The 21905-nt window shown below is 38.3% G+C and carries 20 protein-coding genes; 16 read left to right on the top strand and 4 right to left on the bottom strand.

The window, feature by feature from the left end:
- The first annotated feature begins 2 nt into the window (after positions 1-2).
- The 8 genes from KQI83_RS06880 to KQI83_RS06845 all read left to right on the top strand — a co-directional run bounded on the left by KQI83_RS06880 (position 3) and on the right by KQI83_RS06845 (position 9341).
- Positions 3-2180: a bifunctional Gfo/Idh/MocA family oxidoreductase/class I SAM-dependent methyltransferase gene (locus KQI83_RS06880; protein ID WP_216555907.1), complete on the top strand. Its 2178-nt coding sequence runs from the start codon at positions 3-5 to the stop codon at positions 2178-2180.
- Between the two features lies 1 nt (position 2181).
- Positions 2182-2943, top strand: coding sequence for a thioesterase II family protein (locus tag KQI83_RS06875; RefSeq protein WP_216555902.1), 762 nt, complete (start codon positions 2182-2184; stop codon positions 2941-2943).
- Between the two features lie 158 nt (positions 2944-3101).
- Complete coding sequence (locus KQI83_RS06870) at positions 3102-3872, top strand: alpha/beta hydrolase (protein WP_216555899.1); 771 nt, start codon at positions 3102-3104, stop codon at positions 3870-3872.
- A 14-nt stretch (positions 3873-3886) separates the two neighbouring features.
- Positions 3887-4483: an MptD family putative ECF transporter S component gene (locus KQI83_RS06865; RefSeq protein ID WP_216555896.1), complete on the top strand. Its 597-nt coding sequence runs from the start codon at positions 3887-3889 to the stop codon at positions 4481-4483.
- Position 4484: 1 nt separating this feature from the next.
- Entirely contained in the window at positions 4485-5213 is a 729-nt protein-coding gene (locus KQI83_RS06860) for an energy-coupling factor transporter transmembrane component T (RefSeq protein WP_216555894.1), read from the top strand.
- Positions 5214-6617, top strand: a complete 1404-nt coding sequence (locus tag KQI83_RS06855; RefSeq protein ID WP_216555891.1) for an ABC transporter ATP-binding protein — start codon at positions 5214-5216, stop codon at positions 6615-6617.
- A gap of 109 nt (positions 6618-6726) precedes the next feature.
- Complete coding sequence (locus KQI83_RS06850) at positions 6727-7404, top strand: lysoplasmalogenase (RefSeq protein WP_216555888.1); 678 nt, start codon at positions 6727-6729, stop codon at positions 7402-7404.
- 137 nt (positions 7405-7541) lie between these two features.
- A complete protein-coding gene (locus KQI83_RS06845) occupies positions 7542-9341 on the top strand; it encodes an LPXTG cell wall anchor domain-containing protein (protein ID WP_216555885.1) in 1800 nt (599 codons plus the stop codon).
- Between the two features lie 32 nt (positions 9342-9373).
- Here KQI83_RS06845 and KQI83_RS06840 read toward each other — a convergent pair whose 3' ends face one another.
- Positions 9374-10273 carry a LysR family transcriptional regulator gene (locus tag KQI83_RS06840; RefSeq protein ID WP_216555883.1) on the bottom strand — a complete coding sequence of 300 codons (900 nt, stop codon included), beginning with the start codon at positions 10271-10273 and terminating at the stop codon, positions 9374-9376.
- A 139-nt stretch (positions 10274-10412) separates the two neighbouring features.
- Between KQI83_RS06840 and KQI83_RS06835 the strand changes: the two genes are divergently transcribed.
- Together KQI83_RS06835 and KQI83_RS06830 are read left to right on the top strand one after the other, a co-directional pair.
- The gene (locus KQI83_RS06835) at positions 10413-10919 is read left to right on the top strand and encodes a flavodoxin (protein WP_216555880.1); all 507 of its coding nucleotides are present in this window, start codon (positions 10413-10415) and stop codon (positions 10917-10919) included.
- A 40-nt stretch (positions 10920-10959) separates the two neighbouring features.
- On the top strand, positions 10960-11697 hold the full coding sequence (locus KQI83_RS06830) for a carboxymuconolactone decarboxylase family protein (RefSeq protein ID WP_216555877.1): 738 nt from the start codon (positions 10960-10962) through the stop codon (positions 11695-11697).
- A 161-nt stretch (positions 11698-11858) separates the two neighbouring features.
- On the opposite strand, the gene KQI83_RS06820 is transcribed toward KQI83_RS06830, so the two are convergent.
- Positions 11859-12632: a MerR family transcriptional regulator gene (locus tag KQI83_RS06820; RefSeq protein WP_216555874.1), complete on the bottom strand. Its 774-nt coding sequence runs from the start codon at positions 12630-12632 to the stop codon at positions 11859-11861.
- A gap of 129 nt (positions 12633-12761) precedes the next feature.
- Between KQI83_RS06820 and KQI83_RS06815 the strand changes: the two genes are divergently transcribed.
- Positions 12762-15686: a pectate lyase-like adhesive domain-containing protein gene (locus KQI83_RS06815; RefSeq protein ID WP_216555871.1), complete on the top strand. Its 2925-nt coding sequence runs from the start codon at positions 12762-12764 to the stop codon at positions 15684-15686.
- A gap of 275 nt (positions 15687-15961) precedes the next feature.
- Here the strand turns inward: KQI83_RS06815 and KQI83_RS06810 are convergent, their stop codons facing one another.
- Positions 15962-16630 carry a DUF6198 family protein gene (locus tag KQI83_RS06810; protein ID WP_216555868.1) on the bottom strand — a complete coding sequence of 223 codons (669 nt, stop codon included), beginning with the start codon at positions 16628-16630 and terminating at the stop codon, positions 15962-15964.
- 151 nt (positions 16631-16781) lie between these two features.
- Here KQI83_RS06810 and KQI83_RS06805 point away from each other — a divergent pair, with 151 nt between their 5' ends.
- A complete protein-coding gene (locus tag KQI83_RS06805) occupies positions 16782-17669 on the top strand; it encodes a LysR family transcriptional regulator (RefSeq protein ID WP_216555865.1) in 888 nt (295 codons plus the stop codon).
- 36 nt (positions 17670-17705) lie between these two features.
- Positions 17706-18134, top strand: coding sequence for a cupin domain-containing protein (locus tag KQI83_RS06800; protein ID WP_216555862.1), 429 nt, complete (start codon positions 17706-17708; stop codon positions 18132-18134).
- Positions 18135-18440: 306 nt separating this feature from the next.
- Here the strand turns inward: KQI83_RS06800 and KQI83_RS06795 are convergent, their stop codons facing one another.
- Positions 18441-19034, bottom strand: a complete 594-nt coding sequence (locus KQI83_RS06795; protein ID WP_216555859.1) for a hypothetical protein — start codon at positions 19032-19034, stop codon at positions 18441-18443.
- Positions 19035-19264: 230 nt separating this feature from the next.
- Here KQI83_RS06795 and KQI83_RS06790 point away from each other — a divergent pair, with 230 nt between their 5' ends.
- The 3 genes from KQI83_RS06790 to KQI83_RS06780 are packed head-to-tail and all read left to right on the top strand — an operon-like array spanning position 19265 to position 21882.
- Complete coding sequence (locus KQI83_RS06790; protein ID WP_216555854.1) at positions 19265-19621, top strand: flagellar assembly protein A; 357 nt, start codon at positions 19265-19267, stop codon at positions 19619-19621.
- Positions 19618-21567 (top strand): response regulator, encoded by a 1950-nt coding sequence (locus KQI83_RS06785; protein ID WP_253295536.1) that lies wholly within the window; start codon positions 19618-19620, stop codon positions 21565-21567. Before KQI83_RS06790 ends, KQI83_RS06785 begins: the two co-directional genes overlap by 4 nt.
- Positions 21568-21606: 39 nt before the next feature.
- The gene (locus KQI83_RS06780) at positions 21607-21882 is read left to right on the top strand and encodes a hypothetical protein (protein ID WP_216555844.1); all 276 of its coding nucleotides are present in this window, start codon (positions 21607-21609) and stop codon (positions 21880-21882) included.
- The last annotated feature ends 23 nt before the right edge of the window (positions 21883-21905 follow it).

The following is a 21905-nucleotide window of genomic DNA, read 5'->3' as shown; positions in this document are numbered from 1 at the left end:
AAATGGCAGAAAAAGTGAAAATATTAGTTTGTGGTGCCAGGTTTGGGCAGTTTTATATGGAAACAATCAAGAAAAATGAAAAGTATGAGCTTGCAGGAATATTAGCCAGGGGGAGTGACCTGGCTAAAGCCTGTGCAAGACGTTATGAAACAGAACTATATACGGACTTCGAGGAAGCTTCAAAAAATATAGATGTTGTATGTATTGCGGTAAAAACGGGAGTCCTTGGTGGAAATGGGACGGAATTAGCAATTCGTTTTCTTGAAAAAGGAATTGCAGTTATTTTGGAGCAGCCGGTTCATTATCAGGATTTGACAAAGTGCTATCGAATAGCAAGAAAATATAAAACGGCATTTCATGTGGGAAATTTGTACTTGAATCTTCCGCAGGTAAAAAGATTTTTGTCGCTTTCGGATAAACTTATGAGGAGACAGCAATTAGCGTATATAAATGTTGATATGGCTACGCAGGTTTCTTATCCGTTTATTCGTATTATGACAGAACTCTTAGGTAAGACAAATCAATTGACAACAGCAGTTTTAGAACAGGGAAATGGTATTTTTCAAACCATGAGATTAACCTGGAATGGAGTAGAAATTCAGGTAAGAGCACAGAATCAGGAGGGAAATTCAGTTTCGGATAACTGTATGCATGTGTTGTTTCAGATAACTTTGGGAACGCAAACAGGAAATTTATTGTTGACAGATGCATGTGGAACTCTTATGTGGAAAAATAGAATGGAAATCCCCTCAATTTCTTTTGTGCCAGGGGATTTAGAGAATTGTGGAACTGAAGCAATGAGAAATGAACCAGTAAAAGTAATTAGCAAAGATAAGGGCAGTTATGGTGAAATTCTTGAAAATGTATGGACAAAGGCAGTAGATGCGGATATTGAAAAATTGCTTGAGATGAAAAAAGAAAGTAAGCTGATGGCAAAAGAAGGGGCATTAGAATTGTCGGCTTCTCAGAACTGGACAGTATTTACACAGGCACTTGGTTATCCGGTAAAAATAGAGGAAACAGTTGTGCCGGAAAGTAGTTTTGAAGACATATTATCAGAATATCGCACAAATGCGAGTATGATGGAAAGGTATGAGCTTCTTACAATAGAGGAAACAAAAGAGGCTGTGACTGAACTGAATAAGGCATCATTGTGGTCTATTGTAAATTATTTTCAGGAAGAGGGGATTTTTCTTGAAGATGATAAAAAGGTCACAGAACAGGAAATTATTAACAGAATAGAGATAGACCATAAATTTGATTTTGTTATAGACAGATGGCTCCAAATTTTGGAAAAAAATCATTTAATTAGCAGAAAGGACTTATATTATAATGCAATTAGTGGTATAATACCAAAGTTAGAAATAGCTAACCAGTGGGAAAAGGCTTTGAGGCTTTGGAAAGAACGTTTGGGGACCCAAGCTGTTGGAGAATATTTTTACTCAAGTGCCATGGCTCTTAAAGAACAACTGCAAGGAAAGGTAAAAGCGAATTATCTATTATATCCACAGGGAGATAGAAAAATTGCAGATGATTTATACCGTAATACTATGATTGCGTGGTATATGAATAGAAAAATTGCCAGTGAAGTAGCAAAGCAATTTAAAATAGCGGGTAAGCTAAAAATTTTAGAAGTGGGTGCCGGTACAGGTGCAACTTCTGATGTAGTTATAGAAGAAATAAAAGCAAGGGGATTGGAAGAAGGATTAGAGGAGTATTGTTATACCGATTTATCACCGTATTTTCTTGTTCAGGCCTCAGATAGGTACAATCAGGCAAAATGGTTAGTTACCAGAGAATTAGATATTAATAAGGCGCTTGACGAACAGGGAATAGCGGAACAGTCTTATGACATAATTATTGCAGCAGGAGTAATAAATAATGTGGATGACACCGTATTTACATTAATGAATTTGGCAAAATGTCTGAAGCAAGGTGGAAAGATATATGTGTCAGAGGCTATTGGGGAATCTATACAAATGCTTATTTCACAAGTTTTCATGATGCAGAAGGCAACAGATGAAAGAGGAGGAGTAAATCAGACATTTATGTCAAGAGAAATGTGGGAAAAAGCATTTGCAGGTGCTAACTTGAAGTTGGAAAAGATGATGCCGGATGAGGGTCATAAATTGCAGGCTTTAGAACAGAGTGTATTTGTTCTTAGAAGGGATGGCGTATAGAATGAGTGAATGGTTTCCGTTTCAGGATAATATGGGAAAAAAGCGTAAATTGTTGTATTGTTTTCATCATGCAGGTGGTACAGCATCAGTGTATCGAAGTTACATAGGAGCATCGAACGATTTCACAGTACTTCCGGTAGAGTTGCCGGGAAAGGCAGTAAGAATAAAAGAAGATTTTATTGATGATATGAACGAACTGACGAATCAGATTGCCAATGCAATCTCATCTCATAGTGGAAATAGAGAGATATATCTTTTCGGACATAGTATGGGAGCAATTATTGCCTTTTTAGTTGCAACAAAGTTAGAAAAAAAGTACCACAGAATACCAGAGGCATTGATTGTGGCAGGCAGACAACCACCTCATTTTCCCAATGTAGATAGGTATCATTCTGATATGGGAACAGAGGAACTTTTAACGGAAATGATTCGGATAGACGGAGCACCCGAATATTTGCTTGAAAGCAAAGAATTACAGAATTTTGTTCTGCCAATGATAAGAAGGGATTACAAGCTAAATGAATCTTTTCAGTATAATAATGAGCATGTATCCTGCCCGATATTTGCGTATGCGGGCAGTGATGATGCAGATGCTTCAAAAGATGTAATGCAGTATTGGGCGGATGTAACGTCAGGAGAATTTTATCTGGATGAGATATCGGGAAATCATTTTTTTGTGACAAGTGAAGAAAGTCATTTCTTTGAAAAAATGGAAAACGATTTATGCAGGATAGAATTTATGGAGCGTAAGTCTGCCGGTTAAAATTGTAAACAGGGCATGGAAAGGGGAAGGAGAAAGATGGCTTGAATGTGCATATAAAATATGCTTGCATTATAGGATGTATTGCAATCGGTCTTTTAATATATTTTAGAGCTTTAGGATATATAATTATGTACATGAATTTTCAAAGGAAAATAAAAATGAAATCATATCATAAGGATTATCATTTTGTGGAAGAAAATCATATGCAGCTCTTAAATGGAAGCTTTTTATCTAATGGAAACAGGTTGAAAAGTTATTTCATTACAAAGAATACTGGAAATAGTAAGCAAGTGGTTGTTTTGTCAAAAGGACATGGATGTTTTATTACAGATTATAAAGAGATAATTACGGAACTTGTTGGGGATGGCTATGATGTGTTTTCCTTTGATATTACAGGAAGTGGAGAGAGTGAAGGTGCATATCCGGGTGGTTATCAACAGTGGGTGATAGATTTGCAGGCTGCACTTAAGGTGGTTAAGAAGCAATATGATGATATATATATTTTGGGACACAGTATAGGAGGGTATGCAGCAGCAGCAGTGCTTAAGGATTGTGATGTGCCAATAAAGGCAGTGGTAGCTGTTGCCCCTATAAATTCAGGAACAGAGTATGCAACTTATATGCATAAGTGCATTCCCTGTATTTTTACAAAACAAGTTTGGATTGCGATGCATAAATATGAATTGAAACATTACAAAGAATATGTGGATTATACAGGGGTAGCCGGAGTAAATGCTACGGACATTCCGATACTTATTGTACAAGGGAAAAAAGATAGGTGGGTACCTGTAAAATGTAGTATTGCAGGATATAGCAAACAAATTATAAATTCTAATGCAAACATTCTGTTTATTGAGAAGGGTAAGCATTATTTACTAAATGATGAGAATGTTAGAAGTAACATAAGAAAATATATAAAAAATATATAAAAGGAGAGAAAACGATGAAACAGGAAATGAAACTTACAGGAAAGGATTTAATTAACATAGGTATTTATACAGCAATATTATTTGTCTTAAATTTTGTGGCAATGTTTGCGGGAATTGTACCATTTTTATGGACGATTTTGCCTGGGACAGCAGCGTTGCTTACAGCGATTCCATTTGCAATGATGAATCTTAAAGTAAAAAAACCGGGAGCGATTCTTATTATGGGAGCAATTGTCGCATTGATATATTTTGTGACAGGTCAGTTTACAGTTCTTTTATTAATTACATTTGTTGTAGCTTGTATTGCATCAGAAGCAATTCGATTTGCCTTTCACTATAAGGATACTTTTGTAACAATGACAGTATCGTTTATTGCATTTAGTTTTGGAATGATTGGTTCACCACTTCCAATTTGGTGTTATGGTGAATCCTTTTTTACACAGATTGCGGAAAATGGTATGACAAAGGAATATATTGACACACTTAGAGGTTTTGCAACAACTGAAAATTTAATTCTCATGCTGATTTCTCCTATCATTGGCGGTATATTAGGGATGCTTATTGCAAAAGTTTTGTTTAAGAAACATTTTAAAAATGCTGGAGTAGTTTAAAGTGGAAAAAATTATGGACAGAGAGTTACAGAGTTTGAAAAAGGAAAATAAATATAAAAAATCTCTTGATCCGCGTGCAGGTATTATTATTTTATTAATATCCAATGTAGTGGTATTTATGCAGAAGGCAGCTATGGTAGGTACAATTTATGTGATTTTTATGGGAATCTTATTGTTGGTATATGGATATCCGAAAAGTTGTATTAAATTTTACATAGTGCTACTGGGGATGATAGCAGTTCAAAGATATATCTTTCCGTGTGCCCCGTCTTGGATTGTAATTTTGTTTGGAATATTTACGAATTATGGAAGAAGAATGCTTCCGTGTCTGATGGCGGGAATTATGTTGATAAAGACAAATACGATGCACAGATTTATTCTTGCAATGAGAAAAATGAGGTGGACAGAAAGTTTGGTTATTCCCGTTGCGGTGGCAATTAGATATTTTCCGGCGATAAGAGAAGAGTGGCAGCATGTGCATGAAGCAATGAAACTTAGAAAATTATCTGTAGCAGAAAAACTGGAGGGTTGTTTGGTTCCTATGATGCTTTCAGCAACGACCACTGCGGAAGAACTTGCACAGGCAGCAGTAACGCGCGGAATTGAAAATCCGGTCAGAAAAACAAGTTATGAAGAAATTAAGATTGAATGGATGGATATTGTTTCGGTTGGATTAAGCCTAATGGTAGCTATAATAGTTTTAGTAATTGATAATAGAGGTTTATTGTAGATGGAAAATAGTAAATGCATAGAAATTAAGGATGTATCCTTTTCTTATCTTGACAGACAAATACTGCATAATATTTCCTTAGAGGTGAGAAAAGGAGAATGTATACTTCTCTGTGGAAAAAGTGGCTGTGGAAAGACTAGTATTACCAAGCTGATTAATGGACTTATTCCTCATTTTATAGAAGGAAGTCATATAGAAGGACAAGTATTTGTAGAAGGTGACTTGATTGCCCAAAAAAAGATGTATATGATTGCGGAAAAAATCGGATCGGTATTCCAAAATCCAAAGAGCCAGTTCTTTTATCTTGATTCTGATAGTGAACTTGCATTTGCGTTGGAAAATAGAGGCATTGATTCCGATAGTATGAAAAAAAAGATTGATGAGACAATTAAAAGCCTTCATATAGAGGATTTGATTCATAGAAATGTATTTTCTATGTCTGGTGGAGAAAAACAGCTTTTGGCATTTGCATCTGTTTATGCGGGAAATCCTGATATATATGTTTTGGATGAACCATCGGCAAATCTAGACAGCAATGCAATGGAAAGACTAAAAGAACAAATCAGACTAATTTGTGCGCAAGGAAAAACTGTAATTATAGCAGAACATAGGTTGGCATATCTTTCCGAGCTACTAGACCGGGCAGTATATATAGAAGAGGGTAGAATTAAAAGAGTATACAGTAGGGAACAGTTTATGAGTTTGTCAGAAAAAGAACTTGCTTTCATGGGGCTTCGGACTACCAAAAAAGTCGTGTCTACAATAAAGCAAGAGCGGACAGACAAGAAGCAGGATGATTGTGATTTATTAGTTGATAATCTTGCTGTAGATAGAGGTGGAAAGCGGATTATTTCAAATATAAGTTTTGGAGTAAAAGCAGGAGAAATAGTGGGGATTACGGGCAAAAATGGTGTTGGAAAATCTACACTTTTACGATGCTTATGTGGACTTGAAAGTGAAGCAGAGGGTCAGATTTTCTTAAACGGAAAAAGAATAAAGAAGAAAGCAAGACAAAAGCAAATCTATATGGTTATGCAGGATGTTAATCATCAACTTTTTGGAGAAACTGTTTTAGATGAATGTGAAATGTTGTCAGATGGTGAGAATGCAGAGGAAATAATCAAAGTATTGAAACAGTTTGATTTACTTGATATGAAAAACAGACATCCATTATCTTTGTCAGGGGGGCAAAAACAGCGACTGGTTTTAGCAGGGGCTATTCTCGGTAAAAGTAAAGTATTAGTTTTAGATGAGCCGACGAGTGGACTTGATTATGGACATATGAAAGAAGTCAGTGAACTTCTTCGAGAACTTGCAACCAGGGGATATATGATTTTAATTGTTACACATGATACGGAATTCCTCAATGCTACTTGTGATAGAAATATAGTAATCGGTCAATAAAAAGACTATTGCTGAAATCGGGGAAAATAATATAAAATATATTATTATGAGTAAACATTCCAATCTTGTAGAAAGGAAGCTATTACAAAAGAGAAGGAGGAAATTTAAGATGTATCTTATTATGGAAGTATTGATGATTATTTCAGTGGGAGGCTTGATTGGCGTAATGCAGGCAGGACTTACAGAATGGGAAATTGTATTGAAGTCCGCAGCCAGTCTTTTCTTTGTGCTGGAAGGATTTTTGGGGTATCGAAAAGCCAAGGGAAACAGAAAAGTTTCTTTCTATATTTTGTTTGCATTGATTGCTTCCCTGGGAGGGGACGTTTTTCTGGCATTAGATACCAATAAGGGAATCTTGTTTATTTTAGGAGTAGTAAGTTTTGCAGCAGCTCATGTAATGTTTTCCATTGCTTTTTCTAAAATGTCTAAGATTCGGAAAAGTGATTTTGTCGTTGCAGGAGTCATATTAGGAGTACTGCTTGTTATTATGAGTATAGGAACATTTGATTTTCAGGGACTATTTCCGGTGGTAGTGGCTTATGCGGCAATTATTTCCTTTATGGTGGCAAAGGCGTTGTCCCTTTGGAAATGCAGAAAGGGGAAGGAACGTGTAGTAGGACTCATGATAGCAGGAGGAGTTTTCTTCCTTATTTCAGATGGAATATTACTGTTCTGGATGTTTGGAATCGGAGTGCCAAGGATAGCCCAATATGCAAACTGGATTATGTATTATTTAGGACAACTGTTTCAGGCACGGGCATTAAACCAGAACTGGGAGGAAACGTAATGGAATAGGGACATTACGTTTCAGTTGAATTGAAAAAAGAGATATTTATCTCATTATATGAAACATATGTCAACTGCACAAACGTAGCCATTTTCAATATAGTTATCTTATCAAAAAAGAAAGGAGAACTATAGAAAATGAAAAAGTATTTGAAACAAGTTTTTTCATTGCTTCTTGCACTGATTGTAACGATTCCTCTGATGTCAGTGCCGGTAAGAGCAGAAAATGGTCCATGCTTAGAAGAAGATTATCCATTTGCCTTTATTACATTGGGTGATACCGTTGTATTTTCTGCAACAGAAGCAAACGATGTAGCAGGTGTTGCATACGATAAGGGAAGCAACACTTTGACATTAACAAATTATAATCAGCCAGGTACTGTGTTAAGTACCAATATGATGGGGGATGATTTTAAGCTAAACCTAGTGGGAGATAATCATCTGGCTGCCATAGCGGTTTGGGGAGATGGATGGGGCGGTTCCCTAAACATTTGTGGAAATGGAAACCTTACAGTCAATGAAACAAAAAGTCAGCAGTATGGTGTGAATTTGGTGGCAGAACACACTAGTTCCGTATTAAAAGTAGAGTCTTCCTGTAATGTTGTAATTTATGGTGGAAATGGCGGTTCCCCATTTAGCAGTTCCTATAATCTTACAGCTAAGCCAATTGTGGCAAAAGGAAATGTAACGGACTTAGCGTTAGAGACAAGTCACCCATTTCAACCAACAGAGGTATATGGAGGCTATTTTGATCCTAGTATTGCACCAGACACAAGTAGCATTTATACCAAAGCTGGTGATGATGGATTGTATATAATTACAACTATTACAGATATGGCTGGTAATACCAGTTATCGGATAGCAAAGTTACAAAATTGTGAAGGTCTTGGTGCTGATTTAGCAGTTACAGTTGCAGATAACGCAACAGATGTTTCTGAGTATACAATGACAACACAGAATGCAACATATTATCCTACCAGTTCTATAAGTGGTGGTCCGTACTATTTAGTAAAGAAAACAGCTACAGGGGAAGCATACATTTATGATGGAAGTTATTATGAAAATGGAGCATCCTATACTGCGCTTTTCCCGGTTTTAACGTCTTTTATGGATGTGGAAATGCAGCAGACACGTTATCTTATGGATATTAACCATCCGGTGTCTAAGACAGAGAAATCTCTTTCTGCCACAATTGATGAGGCACTTCCAGATGGATATGAACTTCAAGGAACAAATGTTGAAGGTGTATATAATTTTGTTTCGTCAGCATCATCACTTACATTCACAGCAGCTGCCAGTCCGGTAGAGATAAAAGACGGTGTTGTAGATGTGTCAGGGGGAAATACTACAATTTCAGCAGAAAGTTTCCAACAGATTCTTGAAGCAAACAAAAACAGTGACATTACAATTAAGTCTAATAATGGTATTACCTTTACTTTTGGAAAGGGTACCATGTCAGCAGTTGCCAATGTTACAAACTATGATTTTTCTGTAGTACTTACACAAAAATACGGAGAACTTGGAGCACTTCCAAGTGCGGTATCTCAAAATATTTTTGTTGGAGAGATTAGATACAACTATTCCGGTCAACTTCCTGCCGAAGCACAGATTCGTATTCCGGTAGGGGTAGCGTATGCAGGGCAGACTTTATATTATAGTCAGTTATTAGATGATGGAACTATCCGAAATATTATGTCAGCCGTTGTAGATGCAGAAGGATATCTTACCATTAAGCAGAATCATTGCTCAACATACTTGATCACGAAGGAAAAACTTCCGGAAACGGCAGGAAAGGATGCAGCGACTGGTACGAATCAGGCAGCTGCAAAAGCTCCAAAGACCGGAGATTCTTCCATGATTCTTTTCTTCACAATACTTCTTATCGGAAGTATGGGAGCTGGAATTATTAGCATAAAAAAGAAAAATAGTTATAGATAATAAGAGGTGCCCTGTTTGAATAGAAAGAATTGCTATTCAAACAGGGTATTGTTCTCTTTTTTTACAATACGAATAAACTCTTCCACATCCTGCGAAGGGTTTAAGGCATACAAAAGTCCGTATGGAATGGGAAAATCCCAGTCCATGGGGATAGTAACCAAGGCAGGATGAACATCTTTCCAACAGTCCAGAGTAATCATAATATTTTGTGTCTGTTCACAACGATTAAAGACATTAATGTCATAAAACTGAGGTGTGTCTTCAATGGTGATTTGTGGGTGCTTGCGAATTTCCCCGCGAATACTATCTACCACAGCGGAATCTCCCTCTTTTACCATCATTAACGTTTCTCCGTAAAGGTCTTCTATGGAGAGGCGTTTTTTATTTGCAAGTGGGTGTTCTCGTGACATGGCTACACAGTGCTGATAAGTGCCCAGCTTAAAAAAGTTACACAGATTCAACCAGAGAGCAGAGTCGCAAACCCCAACCAGAAAGTCAAATTTATCTCCCAAAGAAGAAATTTCAGATAAGATGCCTTCGTGATTATCTTCAAAAGGAACAATGTGCAGTTTATAGCCCGGAAACTTTTGATTTACCTGATACCACAAATCCATAAAAGGTTTACAAGGGTTTAAGATAGAACTTCCGATACAGAAGGTGGTTTTGGAGGATTTTGCAGCCTTTTGCGCTTCCTCAATGGCTTTTGCAGAATAGTCAAACATAAATTTGGCATGACGATAAATCACCTGTCCGGCAGGTGTCAGGCGGATACCCTGATTGGTTCGTTCAAAAAGTGTTACATTCAGATGTTTTTCCAGCGCATTGATTTGTTTCATTACAGAGGGTGGCGAGAGAAAGAGTTTTTCTGCCGCTTTATTAAAGCTACCACAGTCTGCAACGCAGGTAAATGTAGTTAATTGACTGTTAAACATAAGAAAATACCTCCCTAACGTATTGCATATTAGTTAATACGATGTTACAACATCTGTTCTTCCACGTCAAGAGAAAAGGACGTACAATAAGGACAAGAATAAAATAGAAATAGAAATGAAAGTAAAAGGAGGAAAACAGATGGCACAGTTAATAGCTTATTTTTCCAGAGCGGATGAAAATTATTTTAGTGGTGCATTGCGTGTAATTCCGGTTGGAAATACAGAGGTTGCAGCGCAAATGATTCAGGAAATGACAGGCGCAGACCTATTTAAAATAGAGCCAATACAACCTTATTCCAAGGACTATAACGAATGTATCGCTCAGGCACAGGATGATCAAAAAAGAGATGCAAGACCGGAATTAAAATCTTACCCGGACAGTTTAGACGAATACGATACAATTTATTTGGGCTATCCGAATTATTGGGGAACCATGCCAATGCCGGTATTTACATTTTTGGAGCATTTTGATTTGAAAGGAAAAACAATTTATCCATTTTGTACCCATGAAGGAAGTGGCATGGGACGAAGTGAACAGGATATCCGAAAACTATGCCCGGATGCAACTGTGAAAAAGGGAATTGCAATTCATGGAACGAATGTAAAACAATCCCAAGATGTTTTAAAGAAATGGCTAAAAAAGTAATAAATATAGAAAAGAGAGAAAAAGCGTAGGAGGAAGAAAAATGGTAAAACAGACAGCAGGCAGAGATGCGTTAAACGATTTTGCACCAAAATTTGCAGAGTTAAATGATGATGTATTATTTGGAGAAGTGTGGTCAAGAGAGGATAAATTATCTCTTAAAATGCGTTCTATCGTGACACTTACAGCACTAATCAGCAAAGGAATCGTAGATAGTTCCCTGACCTATCATCTTACAACAGCCAAAAAGAACGGGGTAACACGCACCGAGATGGCAGAAATATTAACACATCTTGCTTTTTATGCAGGATGGCCAAATGCATGGGCAGCATTTCGCATGGCAAAGGAAGTATATGCAGAGGAATGCAGTACAGAAGAACATGGCGGATTCTTTGGAATAGGAGAGCCAAATGTAAACTTTGCACAGTATTTTATCGGAAACAGCTATTTAAATCCATTGACAGACCCAAAAGAAACCGTATTTATTGCAAATGTAACCTTTGAGCCGGGATGCCGCAATAATTGGCACATTCATCATGCAGATAAAGGTGGCGGACAATTACTTATCTGTGTAGATGGCGAAGGCTGGTATCAGGAAGAAGGCAAGCCGGCACAGAGCTTGAAACCGGGAGATGTTGTAACTATTCCGGCAGAAGTAAAACATTGGCATGGTGCGAAAAAGGACGGATGGTTCAGTCATCTTGCCGTAGAAGTTCCGGGAGAAAATACCAGCAACGAGTGGTGTGAACCGGTGACAGAGGAAGAATATAACAAACTGTAAGGAGAAAAAGGCATGAAAAAAGCATTAGTATTATACTATTCCTGGTCTTGTGGAAATACAGAGCGGATTGCAAAAATGTTGCAAGAAGCAACCGGAGCAGATATTCAAAAAATAGAGACAAGTTAGAAAATACAACGTTATGTATTGTAATATCTAAAACCTCACTCCACCAACAAAGCCACCTGTGTAATAAACCTAATCGGATCTGTATGTGCCGGGGGACCTTCGAGATAAATATGTCGACAGGTTCCCTTTAAAGAAAATCCGTGTTCCTTCGCATATGCGATCAGTCTGTTGCGTATGTCAGGGATAGATTCATAGCTGCTGTGGTAAAAAATGCAGAGCGCTTTTTCTTCCGGCAGTCTTTGGATGTATTCGCCCTCACTCTGTGGCGGAACAGCGAGACAATAGGAAATCAGGTTCGGATCATCTAACGGATATTCGATAAAATACATGCGTTTGCTGGTGTCTGAGCCATATTTTCGCATAGCAGAAGGGATAATATCCCGTAAATGCTCTTTTCTTTGATCTACGGTGTCAGCGTGCATCGTGCGACGGTAAATGGTCTGTTCCGGGATCATGACCGTATGGAGTTCAAAGTCATTGTCACTTTTTACACGCTGTTTCAGTTTTTCAATATTGAGATTTAATTCATCACGAAGCTTTTCTAAACGCTCGATCATAGGTTGCATATCGGTAGTTCCGTCGTAATATGCCTGGATATCGTCTAAAGACAGACCAAGGTTTTGCAGTACGCGGATTGTCCGTATTTTGGTCAGGGAATCTGCCATGTAGTAACGGTTGCCGGTAGCGCCGTCTTTCACATCAGCTTGTAACAGATTTTTTTCTTCATAATTCAATATAATTCTTCGAGTGATGCCAAGAGATTTTGCAATTTCTCCGATAGACATCAGTCGTTCGTCTTTTTGATTCATAAAACCTCCATAAAGGCTGTAAAATTTAGAAAAAACACTTGCATCGTACACTAATGTACGGTGTAGTGTGATTATATAAAAAATGTAAAACTGTGTCAATTTTGAAGTGTGGATTCAAGGAGGTAAAATATGAAACAGACAAATAAGATAAGAAAGGGAATTGCCTGGCTGCTTTGCACAGTGCTGGTACTTGGAATATTACCGATGTTGCCACAAATGTCAATGCAGACATCTGCAGCAGAGAGTGCAGACAGCGTATTTATAGATGGTGTGGAATTGCATGCGGGCAGTCAGGAGTATTTTAAAAATGGTGATACTGCTGATAGCGGTGCAACAGGTACTTATGAGGACCATAGTGCATACTATGATACGGCGGGTGAGCTTTGGCTGAATAATTTAGAGGCACATACGATCAAAGCGGATGGAAATCTTATCATATATGTATGCAACAATCAGGCAACAAATACGAATACGGTGACTGCTGCACAGAATGAAACAGCAATAGAGGTAACCGGCTATTTGACAATCCGCTATGGTGGATATGGTGGCGGAACGGGCAGCCTGACAGTGGAAAGCGACGGAAAAGAGGCAATACAGGCAGGATTAGGCATGACTGTCTCAGATGGCGTGGAGGTGAAAGTCCAGGCGAAAAGTGGTGCTACAGCCGTATCATCGGGAGGAGTGCTGAAAATCGATGGGATCAGGACGAAGTTTGAAGCAGCGAGCGATGGCAGTACGGGAAAAGGTATTGTTGCACAAAAGGGTATTTATGTGAAAAACTCTGCCACCCTGACAGCTTTTGGAGGTGCTGCTGCTTATGAGTCTCCTTCCGGTATAGATAAGAGTGGGTATGGTTATGAAGACTATAATGTATTTACCGGCGATGCTGCACCGGGAACACAGGCAGCGAAGGATACGGTATTAGATGGTTATAAATACATACGGATTGAACCGACAGGTGTTGCAAATGTTACGACATTGACTGAGCTGCAGGCGGCAGCCCAAAATCAATATATTAGTCTTATCAATGTCATGAATGACATAACGATCACAGATACGGTATATGTCAGAAGAGCAGTGACGATCCAGAGTCCGGATGCATCCAATGTATCAAAGTTGATCAGGGGTAAGAGTCATACAGATGTAATACTGGATTTTGATGGCGCCAATGGTCATAAGTCAGATGTCGTTACATTGAAGAATATCATCGTGGATGGAAATAAGGACGGAAATACACAGACTGCATCACCTGCACTTAAATCTAAGAGTATTAACGTAAATTTAGAAAGTGGCACCGTGATTGAGAATAACCATGCAAAGGAAGGCGTAGCCATATATGTAAATCATTATAGTACGGTGACTATGCAAGAAGGCAGTGAAATCCGAAACAATGTATCTGAGAGTAACGGAACGGTTTATGTAATTGGCAATGGTGGAAATTTTGAAATGACTGGTGGAACCATCAGTGGAAACACAGTTGCCGGCAATGGAGGCGGAATCTATGAATACGGAGGTGGTTCCGCCCGCATGACCGGTGGAACCATCAGTGGAAATACTGCTAAAGGAAATGGCGGCGGTGTATATAATGTGGAGAAACTGTATGGAGGTACGATCACTGGCAACAGTACAAGTGGAAACGGAGGCGGCGTTTTCGTTCCTGTAAGTGGAGCATGTCTTTTAAACAATGATATCAATATCAGTGGCAATTATAAGGACGGTATCTGGAGTACAACAGAGCAACGCTATACCGGAGGAACAGTAAATAATCTTTATTTGTCAGATTTCGGGTCCAATGTATATGTGGAAGGTTCCTTAGTGGGAAATGCTAAGATCGGTATCACCAGTGCTCTCAAAAGTTATCCTGTTTCCATAGGTGGAGGAGATGCTAGATATATCTATGGGAAAGGTTATGTGTTGAAAGAGTCTGATGTATCTAAGTTTGTCAGTGATCAGGATGGTTTCGTAATAAAAGAAGATAATAATGAGCTTTTTTTGAAAAAAGAAGCTGCTACATTAAAAGCATCCGATTTTCAGTTTGAAGCACCACAGAGTCTGATCTACGACGGAAAAGCCAAGGAAGCAGAAATATCGAAAAAAGATGGCACTTCCTGTGGAGATATCACAGTAGAATATTATCAGGACGGAAAGAAAGTTACACCGGTCAATGCCGGAACATATACTGTAAAGATCAATGTGGCAGAAAATGATAATTATCTTGCAGCCTCCAGTCTGACAGACAGTAGCTGGACATTTACCATTGAGCCGAGAAAACTGTTAGTATTCGTTGTGGATGTTGTAATTGACAAAGGTGATGCAATGCCGGCACTTAACGTCAGAATAGATGGATTTGTAGATGGCGAGGATGAGAACAGCATTGCAGGCTTCAAGAAACCGATAGCAAAAGTAAAAGGAGCAGTTAATACAAACGATACAAATGTTAAGAATTTTGAAGTAACTTACAGTGGTGGAAATGCAACTGCAAACTATCAGTTCGTAGAAAATACAGTTGCAAAGATTATGATTAATGGTTCAGATACAACACCAAAAGAATATAAAGTCATCGAAGGAGCAGGCGGTGTATACACCTTAAATAAAGATAGCAGTTTTACTGTCCGTGTCGACGGAGAATATAAGAAGTTTGTAGATGTTGAGATTGACGGAAAGGTAGTAGACAGCAAGTATTACACAGCATGGAGCGGTTCTACTTATGTAAAATTCAAAAAAGAATTTATGAACACCTTAGCAGTTGGCGACCATGCAGTCAGATTTATTTTTGAAGACGGATATGCGACAGCAGTATTGACCGTGGTACAAAAGGATGATGCAAAGACGGAAACAGCACTGTCTGCCGATACCAATACTAATACCAATACGGAAACAGCACTGTCTGCCGATACCAATACGGCAAAAGATCAGACTGCTAATGCAACGGTAACTGCACCGAAGACCGGTGATACTTTCCAACCGATACTTTGGGCAGGAATACTGTGTGTTTCCGTAGCAGGAATGGTTGGAATCATAGCAGTCCATAAAAAGAGAAAGAAATGTCAGTAGGAAGTAAAGAATACGAAGTAACAATAAAAAGTGTGAATATGAAGCATGATCTGAGCCCCATCCACAGGAAGAAGTGGATGGGACTCAGAGTTTTTTGAGGTAATCACAGGGGGATGGGAAGGTGATAGGCAATGAAGATTTGATTAGAAAGCTTAGAGTAGGGGAAAGGGGCAACCTTTGCAAATGAAATGGAGATACAGTTTGACTCAACAGGAGGAGACAAGTTAGAAACCTCCGAAAAGCAGTTGAAGTCCTAGGTTGACAGTGTACAACAGTTACTCCGTTAAAACAGAGACAAATTGACATCTTTTATCTAACCAATTCCCGATAAGTCCTACGGCTTTTCCCATAGTGAAGGCAGCAAGAATGGTTCCGATACCCAGACCATCCAGGTGTCCTAAGAAGAAAACAGTCAGACCTGCGGTAACAGCAAGGCAGATGACATCAAAGGATATTTTGATTTTCGGATAGGCAATACCACTGATTTGCGCAAGTTCCCGTGGAAAAAGATCCGTAGGGATGATAGGGAGTCCGCAACGGTTGGAAAGTGCGATTCCCAAGCTAATCAGAAAATAGCTCATTATAAAGTAAAAAATACGCCATGGAAGATCATGTGGCAATGCTTGAATCCAAAGCTCATGAACATCTAAAAGTTTTCCAAATGCAAAACCAACAACAAAACTAAATAGATACTGTGGAATAAATTTTTTCCTTAATATCATTAAGCTCAGCACTAATAATCCCTGAAACAAATAAGTCCATGTACCAAGAGAAATATTGGAAAACACCTCAGAAAAAGCAAAAGGAACACTGGAAATGGCAGAAATTCCTGCGCTGGAATAGAGCATCAGTACAACACCAAAGCTATTAATGGTAACTGCAATGGCAAGTGCCAATTCTCCGCGAAAAGTATGAATCATGTTTTTCTTTAATGTATCATCCATGTTAATTCCTCCTACATTACTTACATTTTTAAATCTACTTTAGTATAGTGAGAGTTGAAATGAATAACAAATTGATAATTTTCATGGAATTATAGATTGTATCTATAATTAGGTGTATACTGATGATTAGAGATAGAAGGGAGGCAATCTGGTGAATCTGTTTTATTTACGCTATTTTGTGACATTGGCACATGTGCAACACTATACCAAGGCGGCAGAGCAGTTATGTATCACGCAGCCAAGTCTTAGCCATGCCATTTCGCAGATGGAAAAAGAACTGGGAGTGCCATTGTTTGAAAAAGTAGGAAGAAATACCACGTTGACACGATTTGGAGAGGAGTTTTTAAGTTGTGCGGAGCATACCCTTTCCACACTGGATGAGGGAGTTGCTTCTTTAAAACGTAGCGCACGAGGGGAAGGATTGATTCGGCTGGGATTGTTGCGCCCGCTGGGAGTGGAGTTTGTTCCACGTCTGGCAGCGCGCTTCTTAGAAGAACATCCGGATAAAGAGATTCAATTCACTTTTCATACAGATGTAACGCAGCATTTGCTGGAAGGGTTGGCAGCACGAAAGTTTGACTTATTGTTTTGCTCTAAACCACAAGAAGAGTTGGGACTGACAGCAGTTCCCATTAGAAGACAGGAATTGGTTTTGATTACCCCGAAGAATCATCCTCTGGCAGAAGAAAAATCCATAGACCTTGCCAAGACAGAACCGTATCCTTATGTTTATTTTGCAAAAAGTTCGGGAATTCGCGATGTAATTGATGAAATGTTTATAAACAGTAAAATAGTGCCGAAGATTGCCTACGAAACCGAGGAAGACCAGGTGGTTGCCGGATTGGTTTCCCAGGGATTGGGAATTGCGGTGGTTCCGTATATGGACTTATTATTGAAACTAAATCTTAATATTTTAAAAATCAATACACCTGCCTATGAGCGAAATTTTTATCTGGTAAACGATGACAGTGTATACATGTCACCGGCAGTAAAAGCATTTCAAAAATATGTATTGGCAGGTGACACATTTTCCATTTAAGCATATGTTATAGAAACAGCGAAGATGGAGAAATATATGAATTGTGCAAACAATAGAAGTCGTATAGATTTTGGATCCAATCCGTATATATTGAATGTGCCCCAAAGTACCATGGAAAATGAAAATTTTCGTACCACTGTTTGGACCGGATGTCATTTGCAAATGACATTGATGTGCATTCCGGTACGAGGAGATATTGGATTGGAGATACATGAAGATACCGATCAGGTCATTCGAGTAGAACAGGGAAGAGCCGTAGTGAAAATGGGAACCTGTAGAAGACAATTAGAGTATCAAAGAGAGGTTCGGGAGGGTGATACCGTGTTTGTTCCCGCGGGGACCTGGCATAATGTTATTAACGTAGGAAGATGTCCGCTAAAAGTATCTTCCACCTATGCTCCGCCAAATCACCCGCGGGGAACGATACACAGAACAAAGCAGGATGCCCAAAGAGAAGAGTGTTAGAAAAGTATCATAAAAGCATAAAATTACGACTCTGAAAGTTCTGAAATGAAATGCCTTAGTATAGCGCGCACGTTTTCTTTTTGGGTGTAATAAGAGCCTAATTGTTCCACAAATTGGTGCAGGTGTTCCTGATATGCGTTCATAATTTCCCCATTGTGGATTTCTAATATTAATTCGGGTACCGAAGTGCCGGTTAAAAGTGCAAGACCGAATTCATTTACAATCAGATGGTAATCAGATGAAAACTTATTAGGAAAAGGGAAAAAGCGGTAGTTTTCATATTGTTCCATCAAACGCAGAATATTTTTAAGGTGCAAAATATAAGTTTCCGGTGTATAGCAAAAGTGCAAGACCGAATTCATTTACAATCAGATGGTAATCAGATGAAAACTTATTAGGAAAAGGGAAAAAGCGGTAGTTTTCATATTGTTCCATCAAACGCAGAATATTTTTAAGGTGCAAAATATAAGTTTCCGGTGTATAGCAGGGGCGAGAATCACAGGTACCAAAAGGAATGGGAACAGGGATTTTCCCGGTGCGTATTTCGGCAGCAGTGGCTAAGGGTGCGATATCCACATAAGATTCGCAACTTAGCCGTTTTTCAAATTCAGGAATTTCATTTAAGTACAATTCGTACGCTTTTTTACCATCTTTATCATTGGTTTGCTGTATACATAAGTGCAGGAGTTCACGAGGCAACGTGCAAACAGACAGGGAGGCAGATTTTTCAAATATAGTGCCTTTCATATGGCGTATATTAGAAAAATAGGAGCTAAAATTCCCAGAGTCAGTATGAGAAACAAATACCGGAGAACAAAGGGATAAATGTTCCTGATATTGTTCGGTATATGCTTTTACCAGTGCAGGGTCGGTGGACATCAGGGTAATATAATTTTCCATTGCGCAACAGACTGATAAGAGAACGGTCAAGTGTCATCAAAAATGACATATAAACAAAAGTGACAAATACGGCGATTGTATTGAGTAAAAAGGGTTGAAATTGATAAGATAGATATAACAACCAAAATGACAGTTATCAAAGAAAATATGGGGATTCGCGATAAAATAAATTATCAGAAAAAAAAATAAAAGGGTCAGAAAACACAGACAAGCATGCGAGGAGAAAGGTTATGGTAGGAAAACTTGAAATTAATATCAAGAAAAATGCAATGGCGGTTATGGTGAGTGTAATACCAAATGGGGATACAAACATTACAGAGGAACTATTGAGTGAGGAATTACAGAATCGTGGAATTGTGTCGGGAGTTGACCGGGAATTATTTAATGAGATTGCAGAACATGGCATATACAAAAAAGTATATATTGTTGCGCAGGGGGAATATGCAACACCGGGAAAAGCAGGGTACTATGAGTTCCTGTTTGATAAAAACGTACAGCAAAATATACCCAGGATAAACGAGGATGGAAGTGTTGATTATTCTCCGGTTATTCAAATGGTAGAAGAGGGACAACTTTTGTGGAAATGAATGTAGAAGGAAGCTTAGAGGTAGATGGCGTTATCGAAGGAGCAATCGTAAATGCAGGAAAGGATATTGTTGTCCATCAGGGAATTCACGGAATGGATAAAGCGGTCATCAAGGCAGGGGGCTCTCTTACCACCAACTTTATCGAAGAAGCAGAAGTAACGGTAGGATTAAACCAGATGATTTTAAGAAGCTCCGATGATAAAAGAATTTTAGAATATGCTTCTGATATTAATTCTTCCGGAGAAAACCTAAAGGAAATTATCAATAAAATATTAGATTTGTCCAAGATAGAGTCTGGAAAAATGGAAATCATCAATGTTTCCTACAGCACGGTGCAATTAATAGATAATGTTACAAGTATGATTGCCACATTGGCAGAGGAAAAAGCCCTGGAGTTAAAGTTTGAAATCGACCCGGAGCTTCCGGAACAGTTGATTGGTGACGAAACCCATATTCGACAGGTATTGGTAAACCTTATGACTAATGCGGTAAAATACACAAAAGAAGGAAGCGTTACATTTAAAGTCCAAGTCAAGGAGATGGATAAAAAGAAGGAAAACTGTAAAGTACTTTTTGCCGTAAAAGATACCGGAATAGGAATCCGAGAAGAAGATAATAAGCGTCTGTTTATGAAGTTCGAGCGTCTTGACTACAATAAAAATAAAAATGTAGAGGGAACCGGGCTTGGAATGACTATTGTAGCAGAGCTTTTAGAAGCCATGGCAAGTAAAATAGAAATAGAAAGTGTTTATGGAGAAGGTTCGGAGTTTTCTTTTATTTTACAACAGAGAATCTCGGTATTAGACGGTGTGGGAGATTATGAATCAGGAAGAAAGAGCAGAAGTATTGAAAAAAAACAGTATATAAGTTATACTGCACCGGAGGCACGAATTCTTATTGTGGATGATGTACAGGTAAATCTAAAGGTGGCATGTGGACTGCTAAAACCATTAAAAATGCAGGTAGATACAGCAGAATCCGGTTTTGAAGCAGTGGATAAGGTAGAAAAACAGCGGTATGACCTTGTTTTGATGGATCACATGATGCCGGAAATGAACGGTATTGAGGCAACAAAACGAATCCGAGAGTTGTGTGATAAAACAGGAGACACTTATTATTGTAAATTACCGATTTTGGCACTTACGGCAAATGTAATGTCCAGTATGTACGAAAGATATATAGAAGAAGGGATGCAGGACTTTATAAGTAAGCCTATCAATGGAAAAGAATTGGAAGAGATTTTGCTCAAATGGTTGCCGAGAAACAAGATTATTTTCGGAGACAGGGACGGAGAAAAGGAAGAAGAGCAAGAAAAGGAGGAGACAGAAGAGAATAAAGAAACTGCCAAAGGATGGGGTATTACCATTGCGGGAATAGATACGGAAGAAGCACGACAATACTATTCGGATGAGGACATGTATCAGGAGTGCTTAAAAGACTACTTGAATTCCATTTCCAGGACAGCAGAAAAAATAGAAAAGTTTCGACAGGAAGAGGATATCGAGAATTATACAATTACCGTACATGGATTAAAAAGCGCTTCTAAGATGGTAGGCGCAATGGAAATTTCAGAAAAAGCCAAGATATTGGAAGAATATGGACATGAGGAAAAGTGCGAAGAAGCATGGAAGCACACCGGTGAATTGTTAGAGATGTTAAAAGAATGTGAAAGCAACCTGAAGAACTATTTTGGAATCAGTGCGGAGGAGTCAAAAGAGGACTCCAAAGCAGTTTTAGAAAAGAATGAAATGTTGGAGAAATTAGCAATCCTAAAAGAGGTAGCGGAAAATTTTGATATGCAAGGCTTGATGGAATGGGAAGAAACCTATGGAACGGCAAAAGTATCAGACGAATATGAGAAAACATGGAAGGAAATCATGGATGCAGTAGAGCGTGTTGCATTTATGGATATCGTAGAGCAAATTTCCAAACTGCAAGAGACATAAAGTGAAAGTTTGAGTGTAATGAAAGACGAGGAAGTAATTATGTTAAAAGAATTAAAGGAAAATAAGATAATATTTTGGAGTTTATCAGTAATTCTACCAATTTTTTATGTGACTATTTTAAATGGTGGAATTGGCGGCGCAGTATACATAGGCAATCTGTTGGGTGCATATTTAATGGAATGTGTTTTCTATTTTATTACTAATTGGATATATGGAAGAATATCTAAAGAAGTGACAAAGAATAATTCTATTTCTCTTATGATAGGCTTTGTAATTTATGTTCTAATTATGGTAATTCAGTTTAGGGCAATTTAATTATGAAATAGTGTTAAACTGAA

This window comes from Roseburia sp. MSJ-14, assembly GCF_018918225.1.
Lineage (GTDB): Bacteria > Bacillota > Clostridia > Lachnospirales > Lachnospiraceae > Petralouisia.
Note: the sequence above shows the minus strand (reverse complement) of the source record. Positions and strands in the feature narration are given on the sequence as shown.

Bases quoted from the DNA above. Each gene is read 5' to 3' on its own strand.
- KQI83_RS06880 (WP_216555907.1), top strand. From the start codon at position 3: ATGGCAGAAAAAGTGAAAATATTAGTTTGTGGTGCCAGGTTTGGGCAG.
- KQI83_RS06875 (WP_216555902.1), top strand. From the start codon at position 2,182: ATGAGTGAATGGTTTCCGTTTCAGGATAATATGGGAAAAAAGCGTAAA.
- KQI83_RS06870 (WP_216555899.1), top strand. From the start codon at position 3,102: ATGAAATCATATCATAAGGATTATCATTTTGTGGAAGAAAATCATATG.
- KQI83_RS06865 (WP_216555896.1), top strand. From the start codon at position 3,887: ATGAAACAGGAAATGAAACTTACAGGAAAGGATTTAATTAACATAGGT.
- KQI83_RS06855 (WP_216555891.1), top strand. From the start codon at position 5,214: ATGGAAAATAGTAAATGCATAGAAATTAAGGATGTATCCTTTTCTTAT.
- KQI83_RS06850 (WP_216555888.1), top strand. From the start codon at position 6,727: ATGTATCTTATTATGGAAGTATTGATGATTATTTCAGTGGGAGGCTTG.
- KQI83_RS06845 (WP_216555885.1), top strand. From the start codon at position 7,542: ATGAAAAAGTATTTGAAACAAGTTTTTTCATTGCTTCTTGCACTGATT.
- KQI83_RS06840 (WP_216555883.1), bottom strand. From the start codon at position 10,273: ATGTTTAACAGTCAATTAACTACATTTACCTGCGTTGCAGACTGTGGT.
- KQI83_RS06835 (WP_216555880.1), top strand. From the start codon at position 10,413: ATGGCACAGTTAATAGCTTATTTTTCCAGAGCGGATGAAAATTATTTT.
- KQI83_RS06830 (WP_216555877.1), top strand. From the start codon at position 10,960: ATGGTAAAACAGACAGCAGGCAGAGATGCGTTAAACGATTTTGCACCA.
- KQI83_RS06820 (WP_216555874.1), bottom strand. From the start codon at position 12,632: ATGAATCAAAAAGACGAACGACTGATGTCTATCGGAGAAATTGCAAAA.
- KQI83_RS06815 (WP_216555871.1), top strand. From the start codon at position 12,762: ATGAAACAGACAAATAAGATAAGAAAGGGAATTGCCTGGCTGCTTTGC.
- KQI83_RS06810 (WP_216555868.1), bottom strand. From the start codon at position 16,630: ATGGATGATACATTAAAGAAAAACATGATTCATACTTTTCGCGGAGAA.
- KQI83_RS06800 (WP_216555862.1), top strand. From the start codon at position 17,706: ATGAATTGTGCAAACAATAGAAGTCGTATAGATTTTGGATCCAATCCG.
- KQI83_RS06795 (WP_216555859.1), bottom strand. From the start codon at position 19,034: ATGGAAAATTATATTACCCTGATGTCCACCGACCCTGCACTGGTAAAA.
- KQI83_RS06790 (WP_216555854.1), top strand. From the start codon at position 19,265: ATGGTAGGAAAACTTGAAATTAATATCAAGAAAAATGCAATGGCGGTT.
- KQI83_RS06785 (WP_253295536.1), top strand. From the start codon at position 19,618: ATGAATGTAGAAGGAAGCTTAGAGGTAGATGGCGTTATCGAAGGAGCA.
- KQI83_RS06780 (WP_216555844.1), top strand. From the start codon at position 21,607: ATGTTAAAAGAATTAAAGGAAAATAAGATAATATTTTGGAGTTTATCA.